Raw genomic sequence first — 25,278 nt, 5'->3', positions numbered from 1 at the left:
ACGGCCACCGGAGCGGACCGGTTCACCCCCGATCGGCCGCCGGTCGCGGGGTGCGCTGCCGACGGCGTGGCCGGCTGCCGGGGCGGTCCGGTACCGGGGCGGGTGTGGTCGGCCGCGCGCCGGGCGGGTACACCGGCAGGCCGGGGAGTCCGGTGACCAGGATGTCGCCGAGACCGGGCACGACGATGGTGTCCGGCAGGACCACCCCGGCCAGCACCACACCCGCCAGGACCGCGCCCAGCGGCACCGTGCCCGACGGGACCGGACCGGCCGGCACCGTGCCCGGCGGGACGGCACCGGCCGGACCGGCATCCCGCCGGACGACCGGGTCGACGGCGGTGCCGGCAGGTGGGTCGCCGGTGGCGACCGGGGCCGGCTCCGGGCGCGGTCGGTGTCGGGCGTTCGGCTCCTGCGTCGGCAGCATCCGGCTCGCCTCGTCGACGGTGACGACCGGGGTGTCGGCGGCGGCGAGCGTGTCCAGTGCCCGGGTGGTGTCGTCGACCGTTTCCGGGTCGGTCGCGTAGCTGTCCAGCGAGCCGGGTTCGGCCCGGCCGACCAGGGCCGCGAAGTCGCGGGCCGGGAAGACGTACACCTGCGCGTCGTCCGGGGCGGTGAACGCGTCGGTGTCGACGACGAACCGGCGTACCACCGGGCCGTCGCCGGGTGGCAGACCCACCTGCGCGAGGTGCTCGGCCATCCCCCGGGCCACCCCGTACGCGGTCTCCGGCCGGGTGAACACGGCGACGGGGGCGTACGGGTCACCGGTCGTGACATGTACCCGTCCGGTGGCCGGGTCCTGGTACAGGTCGGTCGACACCGGCTCCGCAGACCCGCTCTGCCGCCCCCGGGGCACCTCGACGACCAGATGCAGCAGGACCTGACCGGGGCCGGGCCGCACCGTTCCGGGGCCGGTCCCACCACCGGCGGATCGGACCGGCGCGGGCGGGCGGGCCCCGCCGGCCGGCGCGTCGAGGACCCGGTCCGACACGGCACGCGGGTCGCCACCGGGAGCCTCCCGGTTGGCCAGTCGGACGAAGTCGGCCCGACCGGCCGCGATGCCGTCGCGGACCTGTCCGGCGAGGCCGTGCATGGCACGCAGCCGGGGCAGGTCCGGCTCCCCGCCGTTCCAGAGGGCGCTCATCTGCTGCAGGGTGCGCAGCAGCGTCATCCAGTCGGCGAGCGGGCCCGGCGCGCCGGGGATCCCGGCGAGGCCGACCCGGCCGGGGTCGCGGCTGATCCGGAACGTGTCCAGGGCGGCGGTCGCCGCGTCGAGCAGCCCGTCGAGCATCGCCTCCCGGGTGTCCAGGGCAAGCCGGTCGAGCTGCGCGTCGGTGTGCAGACCCACCACCGCCAGCGCGTCGTCGAGCCGGGCGAGGTCCCGGTCCGTCGCCGCCTGGTCGGGGCGGGGACGCAGCCAGCCGGCCAGCACCCCGACGGCCCCGGCGGCCCGGTCGAACGCCGCGAGATCGGCGGTGCCGGCACCGAGCCCGCCGACCACCTCGTGGTACGCGTCGAGCGCCGCACCGGCAGCCCCGAGGAGGCGTCCGTCGGCGATCGGTTCGGGGCCCTCGGTCATGCCGAACCACAGCGCCCCGAGTGCCTGGGTCAGCAGTTGCCAGCCGTACACCTGCATGATCGGCCCGTCCAGCGCGATCCCGGTGGCGTCGCGCAGCCGGGTCAGCTCGGCACGGAACCGGGCCAGCGCCGCGACGTGGTCCGCGTCGTCCGGCTGGTGGCCGTCGACCAGCGGTGTCAGGTCGAGGTCGCGATGGGCGGCCGGGGCCAGCTCGATCAGCGGCGCCAGGTCGACGATCACGTCGAGCGTCCCGGTGGCGCGGGTGACCAGCTCGGCGACCTCGATGTCGCCGGTGCGCCACTGCTGCGCCCACCGGCCCACCAGCCACCGGAACTCGTCCAGCACGCCACGCACCTGTGCGGCGTGGGCCGCGAACGGGGTGGCCAGGGTCGGCGTGACGAGCACCGGCAGCAGCCGGACCAGGACGCCGCCGAGCCGGTGGACGACGACCGCCGCCGCGGTCTCCGGTTCCCCGGCGGGCAGCCCGGCTAGGGCCTGCCGCGCCTCGGTGACGCGCAGCAGCACGTCGTCCCGGAGGTCCCGACCGTCGTAGACTCCGCCGACCGCGCTGCCGGACGTCGGATCGTCGGCGTACACCGGGCCGGGGAGCACCCGGCGCAGGGACAGCTCGACCTGCATCCGGACCTGCTCGCGGACCCCGTCGACGACCCCGTCGAAGTCGGTGACCTCGACGAGGACCCGTACCGGGAGCATCCCGACGGGGAGCTGGGCGTCGAGCTGGCCCCGGAGGAAGTCGGCAGCGGCGTCGGCGAGGACGCGGGCCACCGCGTTGCCCCGGGAATCGGCCAGCAGTTCCGGGGGCACGCCCAGCACCAGACCGAACTCCAGCGCCGTGCCGGCTGTCGCCTGCTGCGGCAGGCCGGCCAACCAGGAGGTGACCAGCGCGGCCCGCCGGGAGATCGCATCGCGGGTCGGTCCGGTCAACACCGCCCAGTCACCTACCGGTTCAGCCGGGGAGAGCCGCTGGTGGTCCCCGGCGGCCGCCGACGGCGGGAGGTCGCCGAGCAGTTCCAGGTCCCACGGCCGGCGGAGCAGATCCACCCGGTCGAGAACCGCCCGGACGGCGTGGTCCGCGGCGATCCGGACCGGGGCCTCGAAGCCGAGGCGCTCGGGCCGGGTCCGCCAGGTCCGTTCCACCTCGGCCGCCGTGACCGGCGGAACCGTCGGATCGGCTGCCGGAGGCTGCTGCCCCGCCTGGTCCGTCGTGGTCTGCGGTGCGAAGGGCGCGACACCGATCGGTCGGAGCACCGGGTCCACCGCACGGTACTCCCCGTCGGCGTCCGGTTCGCCGACCAGCGCCGCCAGCAGGTGGAGGTGACGCGACCGCAGCCCGGCCCACCGCATGCCCCGTAGCTGGGCCTTCTCCTCGTCGGACAGCGCCGCCTGTTCCTCGTCGGTCAGGGCATCACCGGGAAGTCCCGCGAGGTCGCCGAGGAGACTGCCGGGCACGTTCGGGCGGTGCGGCGCGGTGTCGTCGCGGTACTCCTCGCGCAGGCCGAGCTGGTGGGCGAACTCGTGTACCAGCTCCTCCTCCAGGGAGTCGTGACGCCAGTGGAACTGGTCGGTCGGCCCCTCGTCGATCACCTGCACCCGCAGGTGGGCGTCCTGCGGGGAGGCGGCCTTTTCCACGGTCACGTGCAGCAGGTCGCCGGACCGGTTGGGCAGCCGGTACGCCGTTGCGTCGGCGCTGCTGTTGAACACCCGGTTCACCCCCCGTTCGAGGGCGGCGAGCATGGCTCCACCGGTGTCGTCGTCGAGCCACACCCGTACGGTCAGGTCGGTCACCGGCTGGCCGCCGTACCGGAACCGGCGGGCCTCGAACCGCGACACGACCTCGTAACGGTCGTCCCGGGCGGGGCCGGGCCGGCTGACCGGGTCGACCCAGTGGTGCTCGCGGACCGCGACCTGTGCCATCGCGCGCCGGATCGTCCACTCCAACGGCTCGTCCTCCCCGCGCGGCACCGTGCGGGGTTCGGGGCGGGGCGGGGCCGGCTCCGCCCCGTCGGGCCCCAGCGGGTCCGCGGTGTCCTGCGGCTGTTCCGGTGCCACGGTCGGGGTGGTGATCACCGCGCGCAGGTCGTCGGGGACGGCACTCGTGCGGCCCTTCTGGTCCGGCCGGAACACCCGCCATCCGCCGAGGCCGTCGTCGGTGGACACCATCCGGGCCGCGCCGGCGCGCGTCGTGATGTCGATGTCCGCCCCGTGGGTCAGGACCACCGGTGTGACGAGAAGTCCCGGCTGCTCGGCCACCGCCTGTCCGAGCACGTCGACCAGGGTCTGCGCCGCCGCGTGCGGCAGCGGGTGCCCGACGAGGACGAGACCCTCGACCGGTGTCGACTGGGCGATGACCGTCTCGACGACGGTCGTCGCCCAGCCGGGCAGGTACGTCGGTGCGTCGGGACCGGCGAAGATCAGCTGGCGGCTGTCGGACGCCTGGATCAGTGGCACCAGGTCGAGCACGTCGGGGTCCTCGGTGCCGAAGAGGGGCGGCAGGACGTGCGCCACGTCCGGCGGATACAGGTTCAGGTGGACCGTCGTCGGCTCCAGCAGGTCGACCCGGTCGTCCAGCGGGACGAGCACCCCGTCGGGGTCGACACCCCGCCGGATTCCCCGGTCGCTGTCGGCGTCGTACAACGCCGGCAGGAATTCCAGCCAGGGCCGCGTGCCGTCGGGCCAGTCGACCCGCAGCTCCCCCGCATCCGGATCCCACCTCGGCATCGCCTCCCCGGCCAACGCGTAGACGGGCCGGCCGGTGAGGTCCGCGAGCCGTTGCAGGGCAACGTAGTGTTCGGAAAGGCCCGCATGCTGGACGACACGGATCGCCGTCACGTCGTCGGCAACCGGCAACAGGGGGCGTAGCGACCAGTTCGGCGCGTACAGCGGCAACTCGACGGTGAGCAGGCCGGGCGGGCCGGCGTGCCGCCACATCGGCCAGAGTTCCCGGTCGGGCAGGGCCAGTTGGAGGCCCCCCGGACGCTCCACCGCCACGCCGGTGACCTGCAGCGCCTCGTCGAAGGCCGCCCCGGCCTCCCGGCGCAGGACCGCTGCCTCCACCTGGGCGGTGGCGCCGTCGACGTGCTGCGCGCCGAAGTACCGGACCTCCAGCACCATCAGCGGCAGCGCACCGTTCGACGTGTCGAAACCGTTGATCACGGTCATTCCGCCGTACCCGAGATGCTGCCGCACGTCTCCACGGAGGTAGTCGATGATCGACTGCTGCTTGTTGTTGTTCTTCTTGTCGACGAAGGCGCCGTTCTGGAAGAAGTCACCGGCCAGCTTGACCCCGGTCCTCAGCTCGAAGCGCTCTTCGAGATCCGGGAACCGGTCCGTGAACATCCCGCGGAACAACTGCGCGATCTCCGTGAAGTTGGCCTGGAAATAGGCCTGTGCCGCCGGTGACAACGCGTCGAGCAGCATCCGCATGTCCTGCCGGGACAACGCCGCGACGTTCTCCTTGACCAGACCCCGGTGGAGCCAGGCTCCGGCGACGCCTGCGGTGTTGGAGTACAGCACGGTGGCGAACCCGCGTAGCTCCGCGACGTCCCGAGGGCTGCCGCCCCCGTCGGCGAAGTGGTCGGCCACGGTGTCGGCGAAGGACAACGCGTCTTCCAGGTGGGGGCGGGCGTAGGAGGGAGACACACTCGTCGGGCTGCGCCAGGTGTGCCGGGCGACGTAGCTCAGGAACGAGTGGGCACCGGCGAGCGGGACCCCGATGCTGTGGTGCACCCGGGCGCCGGGCTCGCTGTCCGACGGGCGCGGGCCGACGTTCGCCTTGCGACCGAGCGGTGTCAGCACCACCTGGGGGAGGTGACCGGCGGCCTGCACCGTGCCCAGGAGCTGGGCGAACGGGACGGGCCCGGTGAGCGCCGACAGGGCCTGACCCAACGCGGTCATCGCCGGGTACAACGACTCGCCGCCGTGGTGGGCGTCCATCTCGGCGTCGGTGTCGGGCACGACGCCGACGATGACCTCCAGGATGGCGACGGCCTCCTTGGTCCGTTTCGGGGCCGGTCGCCGGTAGAGCTGGCCGTCGCCGCTGTCGCGGAAGTAGGTCTTGGTCTCCACCTCGATGACTGTCGTTCCCGCGGGGTCCCTGGCGAGCGCTCTCGTCCGGGCCCGATCGGGCAGCGTCTCGGCGGTGGCTCCCGTGAACATGTCGGCGGCCGCGCTGAGGTCGAGCATCTCGAAGAACTCGAACTCCGTGCCATGGCCCAGGAAGGTCCGGTTCACCGGCGCGTCCACGATCGCCCGCGCCACCGAGGTCGAGGCGACGGGCGCGAACGTCCCGGCGTCGACAAGCGCCGCCGGATCGACAGTGCCCTCGGGATCCACCAGGACCGCACGGGCGGCGACCTCCGGGCCGAGGGCGTTGAGCCGGGGCAGCCGGTTGTCCGCTGCGGCCCGGGGCAGCAGCACCGCGCCCCGGTCGCCGCCGAACTGCACCCACCGCACCGGATCGGTCTCCCGGTCCAGCCGGTACCCCGCGAAGGCGTGCCCGGGGGCGCTGCCGGGGCGTTCCAGCAGGACGAAGGCGGCGGTGCCGGGCACGGCGGCGCCGAGTGCCCGCTCGACCTGCGCCCAGGAATCCACCACCGCCCAGTCGGACCGGTCACCGGCGAAATCGCCGGCCCACCGGGTGCCGATCGCGGCGTCGTCCCGGGTCCGACCGACCCGCAGGCCCGGCCGGACGAACCCGTCGATGCCCGGATGCAGGACGACTGCGAACCGACGGGCCAGAGCCAGACACGACAACGGATCCTCGGGCGGGCGCCAATCCGTCACCGGGCCGGCCGGACGGACGGCAGCCTGCACGTCCTGGGTCTCCTGCACGGCCGTCTCCAACCCCGCCAGCGTCAACGGGTGCCGTCCCCGGCCGGTCGGCCGGGGCACGCCGGCATGACCGCCCGGATGGCCGACGACGGCACCGTCGGACCCGGCACCGCTCTCGGCGTCGCTGAGCACGGCGTCGCTGAGCAAGGCGTCGCTGTCCGCAGCGCCGTACCCGGGATCGCTCCCGGTCGTCGTGGGTCGCAGGGTCGCCGGATCGGTGCTCTCGCGCCAGAGGTCGACCGTCGGGCGGGGCAGTTCGAGCGCCTCCTCCCGGGCCCGGGCCACATCGAGCACGTCCGGTTCCGGTAGCCACGCCCGGTAGTGGCCGTTCGCCAGGTAGAGCAGCACCGGTCCCTCGCTGATCCGGGCCTCGGCACCGTCGAAGCGCGGGTTGTAGACCGTCCGGATCGACCAGCCTCCGACGTTCGCCTGAGCGTCGTCGGCGGCCTGACCACGGACCGCCGTCGCCGTGTCGCCGGTCGACCGGGAGCCAGCGGCCGGACGGGCCGACGGGACGGGGGTGGCCAGCACCACCGGCCGGCGCAGCGCCGCTCCGACCAACAGGACGAGGTAGTCGCCGGTATCGGCCGCCCAGTCCGCCTGCCACCTGCTGACGGTCCGCGCGAGTTGGACGCGTACCCGCCGCTGTGCCCTGACGCCCCGGCCCAGCAGCCCGCCGTCGGCGATCACCTGTTCCACCTCGGCGAGCCGGCCGTCGACGAGCAGGGCATGGATCTGGGCGCGCAGGCCGTCGGCAACCCGTAGGACCAGTGGGCGCAGGCGGTAGGGCAGGGTCACGTCGACGGGCCCTCGGGCGTCCCGCCAGGCCTGGATCTCGTCGAGCTGCCCGTGGTACCCGTCGGGCAGCAGGCCGCGCACCTCGGGCAGCGCGCTGACGACCACGGATTCGAGCAGGCAGAGGCCGTTGCGGTTGACATCGACGACCTCCCCGGCGGCGGGGGGAGGAAGTGCGGTGAACTGGTTGTCGGTGACCTCACGGACCATCGCCGGTGACGGTGCCGGCCCGGCCGGGGCTACGGCTGCGACCGACCCGGCCGGCGCACGGTCGTCGACGACTGATTCGACCGGCTCGACCGGGTCTTGCCGCCCGGCCGCCGTCGGGGCGGGTCGTCCACCGGGCGGCGTCGGATCGGTGCCGTCGGTCGGGGGAAGCAGAACCGGGTCGGCTGCGGAACTCCGGCCGAGGTGGCCGGCGGCCAGCGCCACCAGCCGTTCGACCTCGGCGCGGGCCTCCCACCACCGGCGACGGGCGGACGCCTCCGCCTCGGCCCGTTCGGCCGCGTTCGCGGCGGCGGCCCCGGCGAGCGTGTCGCCGGTGGTGCCGGCGTCCCCGGGGAACTCGGCGACCAGGGCGATCCGTTCCAGCTCCCGCCAGGACTTCAGCGCCCTCTGCGCCTGCTTCGCGGCGTGGACCGCCTGCTCCAGGAGCCCGGCCACGACCACCCGGTCGACGGGCGCGCTCCCGGGTGCGTCACCGGCCAGCAGGTGGTCCAGGGCTGCGGCCTGATCGACCAGCACCGGCTGCGAATCGGGCATGGTCACCTGCACGGCCGTACGGCGGGTGCCGGTGAGGTCGGTGTGCTCGGCGACGACGACCGTCTCGGTGGTCCACCACACCTTCGCCCGCGCGCCCTCGTCGTCCAGTCCCAGCCGCATCACGTCGGTCCGGTGCCCGGCGGCCTCCTGCTGGCTGGAATTGCCCGGCACGGAGAGCCCGAGCGCCGGCACCACCCCGACCGAGGTGCCGAGGGTGTCCGGCAGGGCGGCGTCGGCCCGGGCCACCAGCCGGGCGTCGCCGTGCCGGCCGGCCCCACCGACACCGGAGGTTCCCTCAGCGGGCACGAGAATGGTGTCCAGCCGTACCGCGGTGACCCGGGTGTGCAGGACGAGCCGGTACCCGTCGGCGAGGGTGATCTCGTAGGGGCCGGCCATCCGGTGTGGGGTGGCGGCCCACAGGTGGGTCCGTCCCAGCAGGGTCATCAGCTGGTAGTTGAGGGTCGTTCCGGGCATCCCGACCGTCGGTCCGGAGCCGACGATCCGCAGCGCCCGCAGCGCGGTGGCCTGGAGGGCGGCGGCTCCGTTGAAGCCGAGCGCCACATACCGGTCGGGCACCGGGACGGCGGCGTCCCGCCAGGCCAGCCAGTTGTCGGCCGGGATCGGCACCAGCCGCAGCGGCCCGTCCGTCCCGCCGACGGTCAGCCGGGCGTCGGTCACTGCGGCCGGGTCGGGCAGCACGGTGGCCGGGCCGGCCGGCCGGTAGGTGAGATTGAGGTGTTCGGCGGCGGTTTCGGTACGCAGCGGCACGGTGATCTCGTGCCGGCCGATCTCCTGCCGGCGACGGTGGGCGGTGAAGACCAGCCGTTGTGGCCCGTAGTCGACCGGCAGCCAGGGGCCGGGGGTCTCGACGGCGCTGACCGCCCGGCCGAGGGTGACGTCACTGGACCGGCCGGCGGCGGTACGCCCCAGCGCCCCGAGCGCGTTGAGCGCCGCCCGCTCTCCGACGTGTGCCACCGGGACCACCTCGTCGGTGACGGCCTCGCCCGACTGGCGTCCGCCGCCGACCTCGCTGACGGTGCTCAACTCCAGGTTGCTGGCGCCCGCCCGCAGCTCACCCACCTGTGGCGGGTCGGTGGCCGGTACCGCCCGGACGATGATCTGCACCGCCGGACGGCTGAGCAGTCCCGGGTAGCGCAGCACGAAGCTCAGGCCACCGTCGAAGAGGTCGCCCAGGTGCGCGGCGACGGTGACCGGGTCGGTGTGGTGCAGGACGGTGCTGATGTTCATGCTGGTGTTGCGGTCGTGGCCGACCAGTTCCATTCCCTCGTCGCCGCCGAGGCGCAGCGAACGCAGCCAGCCCAGCACGGCCTGACCGATGGCAGGGGCGTCCACCAGCCGGCTGGTCTGGTGCATCACCTGCGCCGCCGGTGGGCTGACCTGGCGCGGCAGCCGCCAGCCGCCCAACGGGGTACCGACGGCCTGCCGGTACTCCTCGGCCGATATCTGACCCAGCAGGGACACGTCGCCCACCTGCTGGTAGCGGGTGAAGGACCGGTCGGACAGCACCCACTTCGGCTCGGTGAGCACCACGGCGAGGTGGACCCGCAGTCGACCGTGCACACCCAGCAGGACGGTCCGGGACTCGGAGTGCTTGATGGTCCGTTCGACCTCGGCGACGGCGAGGACCGTCTCGCCGTTGGTCCACTCGATCTGCCGCCGGCCGAACAGGCGCAACGCCAGGGTCGCGGGCGGCTGGGTGGGGGTGCGGGCGGCCGGCTGGGTGGGGTTCGGGGCGGGTGCCTGGCCGCCCGACGTTCCCCCACCCGCGTCACCGGGCTGGGCGGGGGCGCCGGGCTCGGCCGCTCGCCACGCCGCGCCGCCCCCGCCGACCTCCAGCCGGAACTGTCCACCCCGGTCCGTGGCCGAGCGGCGGACCGCGTACCCGGCGACCGCGCTCTCGTACCCGTCGCCGGTGACCGCGCCGGCCGGTGCCTGGTCGTGCCCGGTCACCTCGGCGAAGACGAACACCGTGACCGGCACGTCGTCGCCGACGACCACGCTGGGGGCGTGCACCGGCTGGGGTTGCTGGGTCGCCGGTGCCAGCAGCGCCGCCAGGTGGCCCTGGTCGACGAAGGCGTTGAGCCACTGGTGCAGGGGGGTGCCGGGGATGTCGCCGCTGAACGCCGTGCCCCGCCGACGACCGCCGGTGCCGGACGGCAGGTGCCCGGCGTCCATGTAGTCCGCGGTGGCCCCCCGCAACGCGTCCAGCAGTTGTTCGCGCAGCTCGGGCAGGCCGTGGACGTGGTGGGTGACGGTGTGCTGGGCCAGTGCCGCCCCGAGGTGGCGTAGCCGTTGCCGCTGCGGGGTCACGGCTGCGGGCAGCAGTTCACCGAGCGCCTCGCGCAGCACGATGCCCGCGCTCGGCGTGCCGGCCGGCGTGGGCAGCACGACCGGCTGCGGCTGCCCGACCGCGATGGTCTGGGTGAACGGCACCGAGAAACCGAGTTCGAGGTCGATGGTGGCGTCCCCGGCGAAACGCAGTGGCTGCGCCTGCACGGGTTGGTCGGCCAGCCACCGCCAGGTGTCGGCGAGGAACCCGCGGTACTCGACGATGACCGACGCCGACAGCTCCAACCGGACGTCGTCGGCGAACACGGCGACCGCGCCGCCGCCGACGCCGACGACGCCGGCCTGGCTGCCCTGGGTCACCTCGATGACGTCCCGCCAGACGCCTTGGAGCCGCAACCCGATCCCGGCGGCTCCGCCGAGCGCGTCGCTGCCCACCGACGCGCCCGCCTGCACGCCCGACGCGACGCTGCGGACCGCCCGGTTCGTCGCCGCCTGCGCCCGGCCCTGGCTGGTGCGCAGCTTCACCGTCGGCTCGTCGTCCTCCGACTCGCTCGACCCGCTGTCGCTGGGTTCGGGGAGGTCGGCGGTGACCGGGTCCGGGTGGGTGCCCCGCCGGCCGAGGTACCGGGGTGCGGTGTCCGGGTGGCGACGCCGTACCCCGATCCGCACCTCCAGCGCCCGACCCGAGAAGATGTCCCGCACCCGCAGCTCGATCAGCAGCTCCCCGTCGGCGGTGCCCAACAGGCGGGCCGAGTAGCGGCTGGGGCTGTTCTGCGCCGAGAGACGTTCCTCGTTGCCCAGCCGGTCCAGGGCCCGCCGGATCCGGGCGGTCTGCACCCGCGGGTTGTCCCAGTCGGGCAGGTACTGCCGGTACACCGCGTTACGGTCGTCGTCGAGCAGTTGCCGCAGCCGGTCGGCGACCAGGCCGGCGACCAGATCCCCGCCGTGCAGGAAGCCGCGTCCGATGCGCAGCCGGTCGCCCTGCCACAGGTAGTCGGGTAGGGCACGCGGGTCGTCGGGGTCTTCCTCGACGGTGCGGGCCAGCAGGGCGACCAGTTCCCGGTCGGGCCGGGCCGTCGAGGGGACCCGGGAGAGCTCCGCCACGTGTTGCTGCGGCACGACCAGCAGCGTCCGCACCGTCACCGGCTGCGCCCCGCGCCGCAGCCCCCGGTGCGCCAGCGACCGGGTGACCGACCGGTGCATGCTCCACTGCAACGTGCCGGTGTATTCCGCCAGGTAGAGCCCCAGGGCGTGGTCGCCCGTCTCCTGTCCGGCGGTGGTCTCCACCTGCGGTGCGATGGCCTGCGCACGGCGGTCGACGACCGAGATGCTCGGCCCGGCGGAGAGCCGGAACAGGCCGAACGCCCGGCCGATCAGCACCGCGAGGAAGCCGCCCCGGTCCGAGGCGGACTGCACCGACTGACCTGTCGTGGCCGAGGCCACCGCGCGCAGCAGCGCCGACTCGGGCAGCTCACCGATCGGGGTCAGCCGGGTCAGCCGCAGGGTGGGCCGGACCCCCTGGGCGTAGGCCGGCCGGCGCAGCCATGACGAGCTGGTCGCGGTCAGACCGGTCGCGCCGGGCTGCACCGCGTCGAGGGCCCGCTGGCCGCCCCAGAGCCGCCAGACCCTGAGATTGCTCCCCCGACGGACCACGTCGGGGATGCCGGAGAGCACGGTGGTCGCCAGGGCGCCGTCGTCGACGACCTCCACCGGGTAGCTCGCGTCCCGCAGGAACGCCGCCCCGGCGCGACTCACCGTCAGCGCGGTGCCGTCGCTGATCGGCCGCATCGTGGCCAGCACCTCGGGGGTACGGAACCAGAAGCGGTCGCCGTCGCCGGGCACCCAGGTGGCCGGGACGTCGGCCCAGGTCGGCGCGGCGGGCCGTTCGGTGATCTCCACCTGGACGAACACCGCGCTGCGGGTGAGGAACGAGTCGGGTACCCCGATCATCATCCCGTTGTCCCCGGTGGTGAGGGACTGGCCGATCGTTCGGACCGCCCGGCTGCTCAGCACACCACCCAGGACGGTCACCCCGACGCCCCCGGCGGGGACCGGCACCACGACCCGGGCGGTGGTGGTCTGTGGCTGCGCCCACGTCGACGCCGACACACCTGCGGTACGCCGGTCCTCGATGCCACCCAGGCCGGGGGCGAGCCGCACCTCGTCGGTGTCGCTCGGCCGGGGCACCAGGCGTACCCAGGCGAACCGCCTGTCCCGGCCCACCCGGACCGGGTGGCCGGAGCCGTGGTGCAGGAACTCGGTGGGATCGGTGGCCAGCGCGTGCAGCAGCGGCCGGGCGGTGGCCATGGTCACGCCCAGCGCGGCCAACCGCCGGGTCACCTGGGCGCCGAGCCTGTCGCCCCAGGCCGGGTGGTCGGTGTGTGGCACGCCGATCAGCAGCGGCTGCGCGGTGACCGCGGTGCGGACCGCGGTGACCTGCTCCGCGGTGGGTTCCCGGCCCGGCACCTGGCGGGCCGCGCCGGTCGCGTCGAGCAGCAGCACCTGGGCCCGTCCGGTGGACAGCGCCCGGGTCAGGTCGGCGTCGCTGAGGTCGGCGGCGTCGACCCCGACGACCATGAGCTGGGCCGGCACCGTCGCCAACCCGGGCTCGACGACGAACATGAGCAGATGTCCGGGTGCCTCCGCCCGGGGCAGGTACGCCAGCGCCAAGGAGCCCGGGGCGGCGCGCAGCGCGGCGACGGTGGCCTCGACGTCGTGCAGCGGTTCGAACTGCCCGCCCAGCGCGGCGGCGAGGGTGCCGGGGATCGTCTCCGGGGTCACCGTGAATTGCCCGCCGAGAGTGCGGGGTGTCCGCCCGAAGTAGCCGTCGACCAGCCGCACCATGGCCTGGACCAGGTCGGTGGCGTCGGCCACGACCAGCGCCGGGTCACCGGTGGCCCGGGTGAGGCCGGCCGGCGACGGGGTGAGGAAGTCGGCCAGGTCCATCGCGTCGCCACGGGCGTCCACCGCCAGCACGGTGGTGCCGGCGCGGGTCAGCGCCACGGCGGTGGCCGGGTCGTCGGCGGCGGACCGGGCGAACACCCCCGGCCGGGCGGGGTCGACCACCCGGGGCACCACGGCACCGTCCCGGTCGTCGGCGACCAGCCAGAACACCCGGGCAGGCCCGTCCGCAGGCTGCTCGTGGACCAGGATCATCGCGCCCGGTCGGCGGGTCAGCGCCTGGACCAGCGAACCGGGACGGCCGGCGTCGGGTGCCACCGGCCGCCCGCCCAACGCCCGGTGGAACCCGTCCAGGCTGAGCGCGGTCACCGCCCTTTCGGTCACCGGGAGGTCGCCGATCCGACCGTGCAGGGCTAGGTGGGCGCTGACCGCCCGGACCCGGGAGCTGGCCTCGGTGGCGCCGGCCTCGTCGACCTGCACCGCGTCGACCCACCCGGCGAGCCGGGGCAGGGACGGGCGGCCCCGACGGATCTGCCGGCCGGCCGCGAGGCGGGCCGCCGGCAGCCGGCGCAGCGCCTCCCCGGCGGCGTGCAGCGCTGCCGGGGACGGGCCGGCCGTGGTGGATGCGGTCCCTTCCGTCGGGCCGGTCGACACCGACGCGGTGTCGACCGAGCCGGGCTCCGTCACCGCCGCGCCGGTCGACGCGGAATCCGGGTCCCGGTCCGACGAAGCGTCCTGATCCTGCTCCCGATCCGACGACTGGTCCCGGTCGGAATGCGATGACGGGTCCTGATCCGGCTCCCGGTCCGACGACGGGTCCCGGTCGGAATCCGACGAGGCGTCCTGATCCGGCTCCCAGTCCGACGGTAGGTGCTGGTCGGAGTCCGACGACGGGTCCTGGTCGAAGTCGGAAGGCAGGTCCGGGTCGTGGTCCGCCGGCCGCTCCTGGGCGGGATACGGCGGCGGCTCGGATACGACCTCGCCGCCGAGCACCCGATGGCCACTCGCGACGCGCACCGCCACCAGCCGCCCCCGTGCCAGCAGCATCCACGGCGGTTCGGTCAGCCCGTCGGGGTCGAGCGCGGTCAGCCGGTCGGCTGCCTCGGCCTGTGGCCGCACGAGCGTCAGCGTGCCGTCGGGGGCGCGATGGACGAGGACCACGGCGTCGCCCAGCCAGACCAGGGCGACCGCGTTGGCCGGCAGCAGCCCCAGGGCCGTGACCGGCACCGGGGCGAACTGCAGCGCGTGCAGCCGTCGGGCCAGCAACGCCGGGTGCTGCCCCGCCGCTCCGGGCAGACCGAGGTGGGTGAGCACCCGTCCCACCGACTGTTCGCCGGAGGGGCCGTCGACAGCGGCCCGCAGCCGGTCCATCCCGAACAGGGCCGAGGCGAGCCGGGCGGCCCGGTCCGCCAAGGTGCTGGCGGGCAGCCCGGACAGCCGGCCCCACAGGTTGACGCCGTCGGGCGGGATGGTCCCGCCCCACTCCTGGCCCAGGTCGTTGACCGCACCCGCCAGCTCGGCCAGCTCGGCGGTGACCGCCGCGACGGCCCGGTTGAACAGCTGGTACGCCTGAGTTCCCGTCATGACCTCGGGAACGCCGGTGCCCGGCCGGGGATGATGGGCCCGCCACTGTCCGTCCCCGGTGCGGACCAGCACCACGGCCGCCTGCGCGGCGAGCGCCCCGGCGAAGTCCTCCGCCGCCGTACCGGTGTCGAGCAGCACGACGACGGGGAGGCCGGCGGCGGTGTCCGGCAGGATCACCCGGTAATCGTCGGCGGGCAGCGCGCCGCGCCCGTCGGGACGCCCGGTGGTCACCCCGTCGCCGCTCACCACGCCGGGTTCGACGAGGACACCCCGTTCGCCCAGCAGCGGGCCCAGCCCCCACGCCCAGACCTGGTCGGGCATGACTCCCAGCAGCGGTCCGTCCCGGTAGGGGACCGCCATCAGCTGCGGCGGCGGCACGTCGTCGGACGGTTGCCCGGTGCCGGTGGCGGGGGGTGTCACCTCCCACGCCAGCACCCGCCGGGCGGGAAGCCGGCCGGCGGGGGCCGACGTGATCTCGATGACCGACACGTCCGCGCCGACCCACCAGGCCGGTCCGCCCGGCGGGCCGACCGGCACCGTCCAGTCGGGCACGAAGGTCCGGTCGGCCGGGCGGATCCCGTGCTGGCGCAGCGGATTCTCGGTGACGGGCTGTCCGACTCCGACGAGACGGGCCAGTTCGAGCAGCGCGAGCCGCCGGTCGTAGGACAGGTCGTCGGCGAGTTGGCTCGGCAGGGCGGTAGCCAGCGATCCGTCCTCCTCACCCAGGATGTCGTGCCCGGCCTCGGCCAGGATGTCCCCGTCGATGAACCAGCCGTGCAGGACGTGCTCCCCGTCCGGACCGGGTGCCATCACGCGCATCACCGAACCCTCCGGCAGGGTGTACACGCGGTCGTCGGCGCTGATCTCCTCGACGGCGACGAAGGCGACATCGGTGACGGCGTGCCCGACGGGTGGGTCGGCGTCTCGGGCGGCCACCGTGTCGGCCAGGAACCGCACGGCGGCCTGCGGCAGCGCCAGCATCGTCGGGGCCGGCACGTTCTGTTCCCGGAGCACCGGGTCCGTGGCGGCCACGCCGGCGACGACGTACGACAGGTCCGCGCCGGTCAGCACACCGATCCGTTGTTCCTCGTCGGACCACGCGTACGCCGTCCACGTTCCGGGGTCGCCGACGGTGGAGCGGGTCACCACCGCGAACACCGCGTCGAAGATCTCGGGGATCTCCGCGATCGACTCGACCTCGCCGGGCACCACGATGATCCGGGTCCCCTCGGGCAGCCGCTCCGTCAGGACGGCGACCGCGTCGGCCGCGGGGAAACCCGCCCGCACACCGTCGACGATGTCGTCCAGCTCGGACAGTGGCACCACGGCCACCCGGAACGCCGCACGCAGGGAGGCCGGCAGGCCGGAGCGACCGGCCGACCAGAGCACCGCGCCGTTGCCGTACCGGTCGGCGGTGGGCACGGCCGACGCCGGCATGCCCACGGCGAGCAGGGATTCACCCCCGTCGGCCGGGAACTCCATGGCGGCCATCTCCGGGCCCAGCCACACCAGGGCATCGTCGTCCGCATCCGGGTCCACCGCCCAGCCCAGGCCGCGCCACGACGGGTTGTCGCGGGTCGTCCGGATCAGGTCGTCGACGTGGCCGGCCGAGATCGGCAGCCCGCCCAGCGTGACGTGGTCCGCATAGGGCTGGCCCACGTCCGCCGCCCGCGCCGCCCGGCCCAGGTCGGGCGTCCAGCGGACGACGGGGCCGGTCGCGATCCGGTCGCGGAGGAAGTCCGTGACGGGGGCGATCGTGGCCGGGTCCACGGTGACCAGGTGAAGCTCCTCCCCGGACCAGCGCTGGAACACCCGGACCTGGTCGACGGGGACCCGCAGGGTCAGGTCGTGCTGGTGCTGGTCGGAGTCGCCGACGAGGAGCAGCCCGTCGTGGCCGGCCTCGGCCGCGAACGCCTCGGCCGAGGCCCACCGGTCCAGGTGCAGGTGCAGGTGACCGTCGACGACCTCCTGCCCGTACGGCCGACCGAGCAGGTCGAAGACCGCGCGGACCAGCGCGGTCTGCGTCGGGGTCCGGCGGCGGGCCATGGCCGCGCTGAGCACCACCGCGTCGAACTCGTGCCGGAGCTCGCGCAGCAGGTCCGCGCTGTCCGGGCCGGTCAACTCCAGCTGCCAGCCGGGGAGCTGGTAGACGGCGGTCCAGCCGGTCAGATCGGCGTCGGGGGCGAGCACGCCGACGCCCCGCTCCAGCAGCCGCTGGACGAACGGGCTTCCCTCCGGTGGCGACCGGTCGAGCAGGACGACCCGGGGGTGCGCCCGTAACGCCTCGCTCCCGATCACCTCGTCGGCGGTCACCTCCCAGCCGTCGCCGGTCAGCCGGTCGCCGGCGAGCTGCCCGGTGGCGACGACCAACCCCCGGCCGCTCAGGTCCTCGCGCTGCGGGATGGTGACCACCGCCCGGGCCTCCGGCGGCTGCGGGACGAAGTAGACCATCGGATGATCGACGATTCTCCGGGCGGACGCGTCGACCAGCAACAACGTCGGGCTCGACGACTCGGCGGATTCGGTCCAGATCACCCCCTCCCGGTCGGACCGGCCGGCGAACAACTCCTGCACCTGCGCCAGTGCGGCGGGCGACACCGGGGCGAAGCGGTGACCGGCCCCCGGCCAGGCGCCCGGGGTTTCACCGATGCGCCGCGCAACCTGGTCCCGATGTGCCATGGCCAGCAGGAACTGGTCCCAGGGATAGGTCCGGCCCGGGTCGAGGACGGCCAGCCAGGACTGGATGCGCGACCAGGGCTCCCTTATCACCCGCCACGTGTCGGGATGGTCGGCGGCGTACCTGCCGTCGAAGAGGAACTGCGCCCAGCGTGTCCCACCACGGGTGGTCTGGAAGGACTGCACCAGCTCCGGACGGGGATCGGTGATCTCGATCAGCACGCGGTGCCTCGGTAGCACGGCTGGATCGATCAACAGGACCCCGGCCTCCCGCAACTCCGTTCGGATGCTCGCGACGTCTCCCCTTTCCGCCCGGGCGAGCAGCAGCCGCACGGGTTCGGTCGGCGTGGCCAGCAGCCCGCTGTCGAAGATCTCGGTGAGCCAGTCGTCGTCCTCGTAGATCCGCAGGGCGGGGTCGGCGAGCAGCGTCTGGGCCAGCTCACGGCCCTCGACCGGGTCCGCGGCGTGCAGGGTGGCCCGGGCGAGCGCTCCGTCGAGTTGGGTGACGAGCTGGCTCACCTCGGCGCCGGTGACGGCACTGGCGCCGAGCACGATCCAGTGCACGTCGGCGGGCAGCAGCGTCGGCAGGACGACGATGGCGGAGGCCCGTACCGCCCGGATGAAGCCGGAATCCACCACGGCGGCGTGGTCGAGGTCCGGGAAGAACAGCACCCGGGTGCCCCCGGTGGTCGGCAGCCGGGCCAGGTAGTCGGCCGCGGTGTAGCGGGTGCCGTCCGGGGTGACCAGCGCGTCGGACGACTCCGCGTCCAGCCGGCCGGGCTGTACGACGATCCGGTGTGCGCCCCGCCAGCCGTACCGGTCCACGTAGGTCACCAGCACCCCGGAGAGCAGCTGCCATGGACGCCGCATGATCAGCTCGCGGACCGGTTCGTTCTGCCAGTAGTCGGCCAGGGGTGTGTCCTCGGGCATCTCGAGGAACGCGGCCAGCCCGGCGGCGTACGCCGGGGTATCCCCGAACGTCTCCCAGAAGGTCTCCCGGATCGCGGCGAGGACGCGGGCCTGCAGCATCCGGCGCTCGATCCCGTCGAGCGGGCTGTCGTCGTGCTGGTCGGACCGCTCGGCCAGGATCCCGGTGGTCTCGGTCTGCTCCGTGTCCTCGATCAGGTACTGCCAGGCCCGGCGGACCATCTCGGGCGGGTCCGTGATCGGCTGGGCCACCGGGCCGTCGACGAAGTCGTTGCGCCACAGCGGGACCACGGTGATCAGGCGTGGTTCGACGTCGAGCGACGCCCCTGCCGGCGGTTCCACCAGCGCGTCCACCTCCAGCGCCGGCTGGTCCTCGATCGCGGGCAACGACAGCCGGACCAACCGGGTGGTGTCGGCCGGGGCCGCCACGGCCAGCTCCACCGGGGCCGTACCGCTGGAGTCGGCCACCGTCGACGGCCATCCGCCGTGCAGCAACCAGCCCCGGTGCCCGCCGAGACCGTCGGCCAGACCGGTGTCCGCGACGGTCACCCGCCGCACCGGGCCGGGCGGGGTGGACTCCGCGTGCGGCGGCGTCGCCTGCTGCGCCGCCACCCGCAGCTGCTCCCGCTGGTCCTGCGACAGCCGCTCGTACGCCGGGGACGGGTCGCCGGCCGTGTAGTCGGGTAGCGCGACGTACGCCTGCCGGACCCGCTCGGGCAGGCCGGCGAGCTGCGCCCGGGACAGCTGCCCGGCGGGGGGTACGGGGAGCCGGAAGCGGAGCCGGGGTATCCGTACCGGCTCGGCAGGCACCTGGGACTCCTGCATGACCACCACGCTCAGGTGGGCCGGTGCCGCCTGGCCCACGTCCAGGCGGCGGCGTAGTTCCCGCTCGACGGAGCGACCGAACGCCACCGCGTTCGCGTCGTCGTCGCTGACCACGGTGAGCACCAGCGGCGCCCGCGGATCGACGTCGATGGTCGGCGCCCACGGCCCGCCGTTGTGCCCGCCGGCGAAGAAGGCGTCCAGCATCGCCTCGGGCAGCACCCGTCCACCGAGCAGCAGTGCACGTTCGGCGTCGGCGAGCAGGACGAGCAGGTGCTGGCCCGGCAGGTCCACCGCGTCGACCTGCCGGATGAGCGTGGTCACCGTCGTGGCCAGTTCCTCGCCGTCCCAGGGCCACAGCACCCCCCGCCGCTTCGGGCTGCTGGCCACCCCTCGCCAGTCGGGCTCCTTGCCGCTGTCGCCGGTGTCGACGGTCCGGCCGCCGTCGTCGTCGGGGACGTCGACCGGGGTGACCGGGGTGACGAGGGCGTCGGGGACCCAGGCGTCGTAGTGGTCGTGCCCGTTGTAGAGCAACCGCACCGGCGTCCCGTCGCCGTCCGGCCAGAGCACCGTCACCGACGGCGGGTCGAGCCGCCCCTGCCACACCGGCCGGCCCAGCGCCGCACCGATCACCAGGGGCAGCACGTCACCGACCCGGCCACCGTCGTCCGGATCGTCCTGGCCGGGCAGCAGCCGCTGCCAGTCCCAGGTGTCGACCGCGTCGAGCAGGGTGGTCTGCACGTCGTATCCGACCGGGAACAGCCAGGTCGTGGCCACCTGGTCGAACAGCTCCACCATCGCCGGGGAGGGGTCGGCCACCCGCCGCAGGATCTCCTCCCGCAGCGCCGTGTCGATGTCGGTCAGGTCGGTGTCGTGGACGCCCGCGCGGCGTACCCGCAGCAGCCGGTCCACCGCGTCCGACGGCATGCCGGGGATGCCGGCCATCGCCTCGGGCACCGCGACGGCGACCGCACTGAGCAGGCAGAGCCCGTCCCCGATGATGCGGATCCGGTCCCACCCGGTCGGCGGCAGCGGGGCGTTGGTCAGCCGTACGCCGTCCGGGTCGGCGGCACCGGCCCGGCTGGCGTAGCCGGCGAACGGCACGGCGAACGGCGCGTCCGACCGGTCGGGGTCGACGATCTCGTCGTTGACCACGTCCCACGCCCCCGTGCCGTCGGGCACGAACAGCGCCCACGGCCGACCGTCGACCGACAGCGGCAGGTGCTCCGCCGTCCCGGCCACCACCAGGTCGCCCTCGGGCGCGAACACGTCGGTGTCGCGCAGGTCGGCCAGGCGCTGCACGGACCGCGCGCCGATCCGACCCGCCGCGCAGGACAGCAGCGCCAGCCGCCGGCCGTCCCGCTCGGGCGACTCCAGCAGCGTGTGCAGCTCGTCGACGGTCAGCGTCACCTCGCCGGTACGGCCGTCGGTGTGGCGCAGCGGCACCCGGAACCGGTCGCCGGCCCCGTGCACCAGCACCGTCACCCCGTCGGTCGCGGCGGGTAGCCGGGGGTTGCGGGCCATCCGACGCCACTCCCGGTCCGACAGCAGGGCGATGCTTCCCGGTCGGCCGGGTACGTCGTGCGTCACCACCCGGCTGCCACCGAACCACCAGGTCCCGTCCGGGTCCTGCCGCAGCCGGCCCGCAGCGGGCCGGTCCGCCCGTCCGGCCGGGGCGGACCCGCGCGACCGTCGCCGGTCCCGGCCGGCACGGTCGGTCGACGCGGGTTCCCGGCGGCGGATCCGGTTGGCGTAGGCGGGCCCCGGCTCGGTCCAGAGCACCGCCCGGCGGCGCTGCCGCGGTGTCGACGGACGCTGCGTGCCGCCGGGTGCCTTCGACCGGCCGGCACCCCGGCTGCTCTGGTCGACCCGGACCATCCGTGGCGGAATCCCCTCGGTCCTCAGTCGCGCCGCCACCATCGTGCCGACCAGCTCCGCCAGCGAGGCCGCCCGCCGCCGCCCGGTGCGGGCGGCCCCCCGCCGCAGCAGCCGGCCGCCGTTGCCGCCGCCCTCGATCCGGACCCGCACCACCCGGGGCCGGTCGGATTCCCACGCGCGGCGGGCCTGGGTGACGACCTGGTCGACGAACAGGTCCAGCTCGGGCCACTGCCCGTCCTCGGCCGCCCGCTGGCCGGGGGCGAAGTCGACGGTGACGGTGGCCACCGGGTCGGCGTCGTCGGGGGTGTGCCGGACCGGGGTGACGTCCCGGTCGAACCGGTTGCCGACCGCCGCCGCGACGGTGCCCAACCAGCCCTGTACCTCGTCGGGGCTCACCGCCGGGCGGGTCGCCCCCATGTACTGCGCCGAGCGGTCGTCGACCTGCCAGCGCCGGGCCGACTCGTTCCAGGTCAGTTCGCCACCCACCCGCGCGTGCCGCTCGATGGCCCGGCCCCGCGCGTCGAAGCCGACCGCGAGGCCCGCGTGGCCCTGCCCGCCGAGCTGGTCCCGCAACCGCTCGGCGGTCAGCTCCGGATCGTGCTGCCGCATCCCCGCCAGCAGGGCGCGGAAGTCCCGTGGCCGCATCGCCGCGGCCGCGTCGGCCGCACCGAGGTAGATCTCGCCGTCCTCGGCCACCACGTAGCGCCAGGACCGCGCCCCCGCCGGGTCGAGCAGGTGGGCGGGGAAGTCCGCCAACCGGTACCAGAGCGGATTGAGGCGTACGTCCCCGGCGTCGTCGCGTTCCTCAGGCGTGATGCGGGCCGCCCGCACCGCCGGCCCGTAGGCACCGTCGAGATCCGCGCCGACCGGCGGGTCGTCGAGGGTCGCGGCGGCAGCCAGGGTGGCGGGCGTATCGGGAGTACCCTCGGCGACCGGTCTCTGCGGGGTGTTCGACCCACCGAAGGTGTCGGCGACGACCGGGATGTCGCGCGTGATCGGGGTGACCGGGGCATCGGCGGTGGCCGGGAGGTCGGCAGCGACCGGGGTCTCGGGAACCGACGAAGGCTCGGCGGTGGCCGGGGGCTCGGGGGCGGTCGGGTTGTTCGTCTCGGCGGACGAGGCGTCGAAGTGGTCGCGATCGTTGTGGTAGACCGTCATCGTGGGGGCGTCCGCCGGCCCGTACCTCGCGCGCTCCCGGCCGTCGGCACGGCTGCGCACGCTCAACTGCACGTCGAGCGCGTACGCCAACAGCGGGAGCAGGGCCAGGCCGACCGGCTCCCGCCAGGATCGGGACCAGTCGCGTACGGCGGCCAGGAGCACGTCGAACTCCTGGTCGGTCAGCGGCCCGGCCTGGAAGGCGTACCAGTCGAGGTAGGTGGTGGACAGATCGTCGTCGGTCAGCCCCGTCAGGTCGGTGTACCCGTGCCGCTCCAGCAGGGCGATCCGGTCGGCGCGGGAGACCGGACCGGGGTCCAGCTGTTCCCGGTCGGCCAGCGCCTGACGGATCGCGGGGATCACCGTCGGCAGGGTGGCCCGGTGTGTGGTCAGATGCCTGGCGACGAGATCGGTCAGGGCGTCGGCGGTGCGGTTCATCGGCGCGTCGTCAGGCACGGACGCCGCGCCGATGGAGAGCTGTTCGGCGTGCCACCGCGCCGCCGCGTGGACATCGTCGGCCTCCGCCAGCCAGGGAGCCAGCTCCTCCGTCAGCAGCCCGGCACGCTCCAACCGGTGGGACACCAGCCCCGGCGCGGACGTCAGGACCGCATAGGGCAGGCACCGTCCGTTCGCCGGCACCCGCACCAGGTCCGCCGGCAGCCCCTCCGCAGTCAGGGTGAACCGCTCGACCGTCGGCACGGTCACCGGGTCGACGGGCTGGCCGGCCGGGGTGGGGGCCGGGGGCGTCGGGTCCGGCCGGGACATGCCGTACCGGCTGGTGCTGGCGGGGTCCACCAGGGCCCGGACGGTCGCCGTGCCGCCCGGCGTCACCGGCACCGGGTTGCCCTGCCCGTCCCGCATGATGACCCGCGCGCCCACCGGCAGCTCCGGCGGTTCGCCGACCGGCCGGACCCGTCGGCCCTCGGTCGCCTGGGTCTCCACCCAGAACAGCTCACCGCCGTCGTTGACCAGGGCGAAGGCGTGCCGCGGGGCGTTCGGTGGCTCCACCAGCACCGCCGCCAACGCGTTCGGACCGGCGGCACGGACCGGGCCGACGACCTGCGCCCAGTCGGAGACCGGCTGCCACTCGGCGCCGAGCTGCGCGGCGAGTTCCCGCTCCGGGCGCGCGGAGTCGACCGCGATGTCGTCCCGGGTCGTCCGGGGCATGGCCGAGAACTCACCGACCACCGCCGCCAGCCGGATCACGCAGTCCATCGCCGTACCGTCGTACGGCGGCAGCACCCCGGTCAGACGCTGCTCCAGGGCGGCTCCCCGGCCGTCGACCGGGGTCCCGGGGAAGGCGGTCACCGTGCCCACCGGCACCGGCTGTGGACCCGCCGCCGGTACGCCCGACGATGCACCGGGCACGGAGGTGTTCACCGGCTGCGGCCGGGCCCCCGATCCGGCCCCCGGCTGCGCGCCGGGCTGCGGTCCGCCCGCCGCCTGCGCCCCCGGCCCCGACCCGACCCCCGGCGGCGTGCCCGGCGGTTGCGTGACAGGTCCCGGTCCGCCCACCACCTGTGCGCCGACCGGCTGCGGTCCGCCCGCCGAGGAACCGGCCGACAGGTCCACCGATGCGGGCGCACCGGGCGCTGCGGACAGGTCCGACGCGGTGGACAGGCCGGGCGTACCCAACAGGTCGGGTGCGGTCAACAGGTCCGACAGGCCGGGGTTGCCACCGGCGGTGAGGCCGCCCGGGTCCACCGGCTCCGGCCCGGCCGGCTCCCCCGGCGGCGTCGACATACCGTCCACCGGCCGGGGCCGGGCCGCGTCGGCGTCGCCGGAACCGCCACCGGCACCGGGCCGGGCCGTCGACCCGGCCCCGGAGCCCGCACCCCCCGCCGCACCACCCCGACCCGCACCGCCCGGGGTCGCACCACCGGGCGTCACACCGCCGAGGGACGTACCGCCGGTGCCGATACCACCCGCGCCGGCACCCACCTGCGGCGCGGCGGCCACCGCCTCGGCGTACGACGGTGGTTCGTCGTACGCCGGCAGGCGGACCGGGTCGTACGCGGGCAACTGCTCGTCCGTCACCGGGTCCGCAAGCGCCGACGGGTCCGCCTTGCGGTCCCGGTCACCGACAGTGGCCTTGTTCAGCTGCTGCCCGATGGCGGTGCCGGCGACGCTCGCCACCCCGGAGAGCGCACCCGCGATGACGGCCGCCCCGTCGGCGTCCCACTCGCCGGTCGTCATGCCGTTGTAGAGGAACTCGGTCAGCCACTCGCTGACGCCCTCGTTGGCGATTTCCTGGGCCGCCTCGCCGGGCCGGAACCCGTGCGGCTCCGGGGTGTTCGACGATGCGGTCAGCCCGACCCGCCGGCCGATGTTCGTCGACCGGGCCAACCGCTCCAGCCCCTGCATGAGCCCGCCCAGGCCGAGGCCGACCGCGCCGCCGAGCGAGCCGACCTCGGCGGCGGCGCGGGTCAGCTCGTCGTTCCAGCCGTCGCGGGTGTGGTTGCGGATCTGGTAGAGCTGCACCAGCCGGTCCATCACCGTCTGGAGACCGATCCCGACGGCCTGCGCCATCGCCACCTGGAACAGGACCCGGGTGGTGACGTTCTGGAAGATGATCCGCATGATCACCCTGCCGACGGCCAGCCGGGCCAGCGCGGCGGCCGGGTTGATCCAGGCGATCGCCAGTGCCGCCAGCAGTTCGAGCATCAGCGCGAGCAACGACGCGATGATCATCAGCTTGGCGTACTGCACCTCGGTCGCGGTGCCCCGGTAGCTGTCCCCCATCCGGTTGGTGTATTTCGACACCAGACCGAGGTAACCCGGGCTGTGCAGGACGTAGCGCTCCATCGTGTCGACGAAGGAGTCCTCGGCCTGCCCGTTCACCCCGGCCCGGTACGCCCGCACCCCGTCGCCGAACGTCTCGCTCGACGAGGCCACCAGCTCGGCGGCCCGCCGCAGCTCCTCGGCGGTGGCGAAGAGGTTGGTCTCGTTGGCCCTGGGAAACTTCTCCCCGATCAGGAAGCGCAGGAAGTTCGCCAGTTCGGCGCTAACCTCGATCGCCACCGGAGACCACCCCTCGTCGT

The 25,278-nt window shown here is 74.8% G+C and carries 1 protein-coding gene; it reads right to left on the bottom strand.

Annotated elements, in window-relative coordinates; all coding sequences use genetic code 11:
• Window positions 1-22 precede the first annotated feature (22 nt).
• On the bottom strand, window positions 23-25,258 hold the full coding sequence (locus tag FJK98_RS13945; protein WP_145919397.1) for a hypothetical protein: 25,236 nt from the start codon (window positions 25,256-25,258) through the stop codon (window positions 23-25).
• Between the last annotated feature and the right edge of the window lie 20 nt (window positions 25,259-25,278).

The sequence above is a fragment of the Micromonospora sp. HM134 genome (genome assembly GCF_007833915.1).
GTDB classification, from domain to species: domain Bacteria; phylum Actinomycetota; class Actinomycetes; order Mycobacteriales; family Micromonosporaceae; genus Micromonospora; species Micromonospora wenchangensis.
This window is presented reverse-complemented; position numbering and strand designations above follow the sequence as displayed.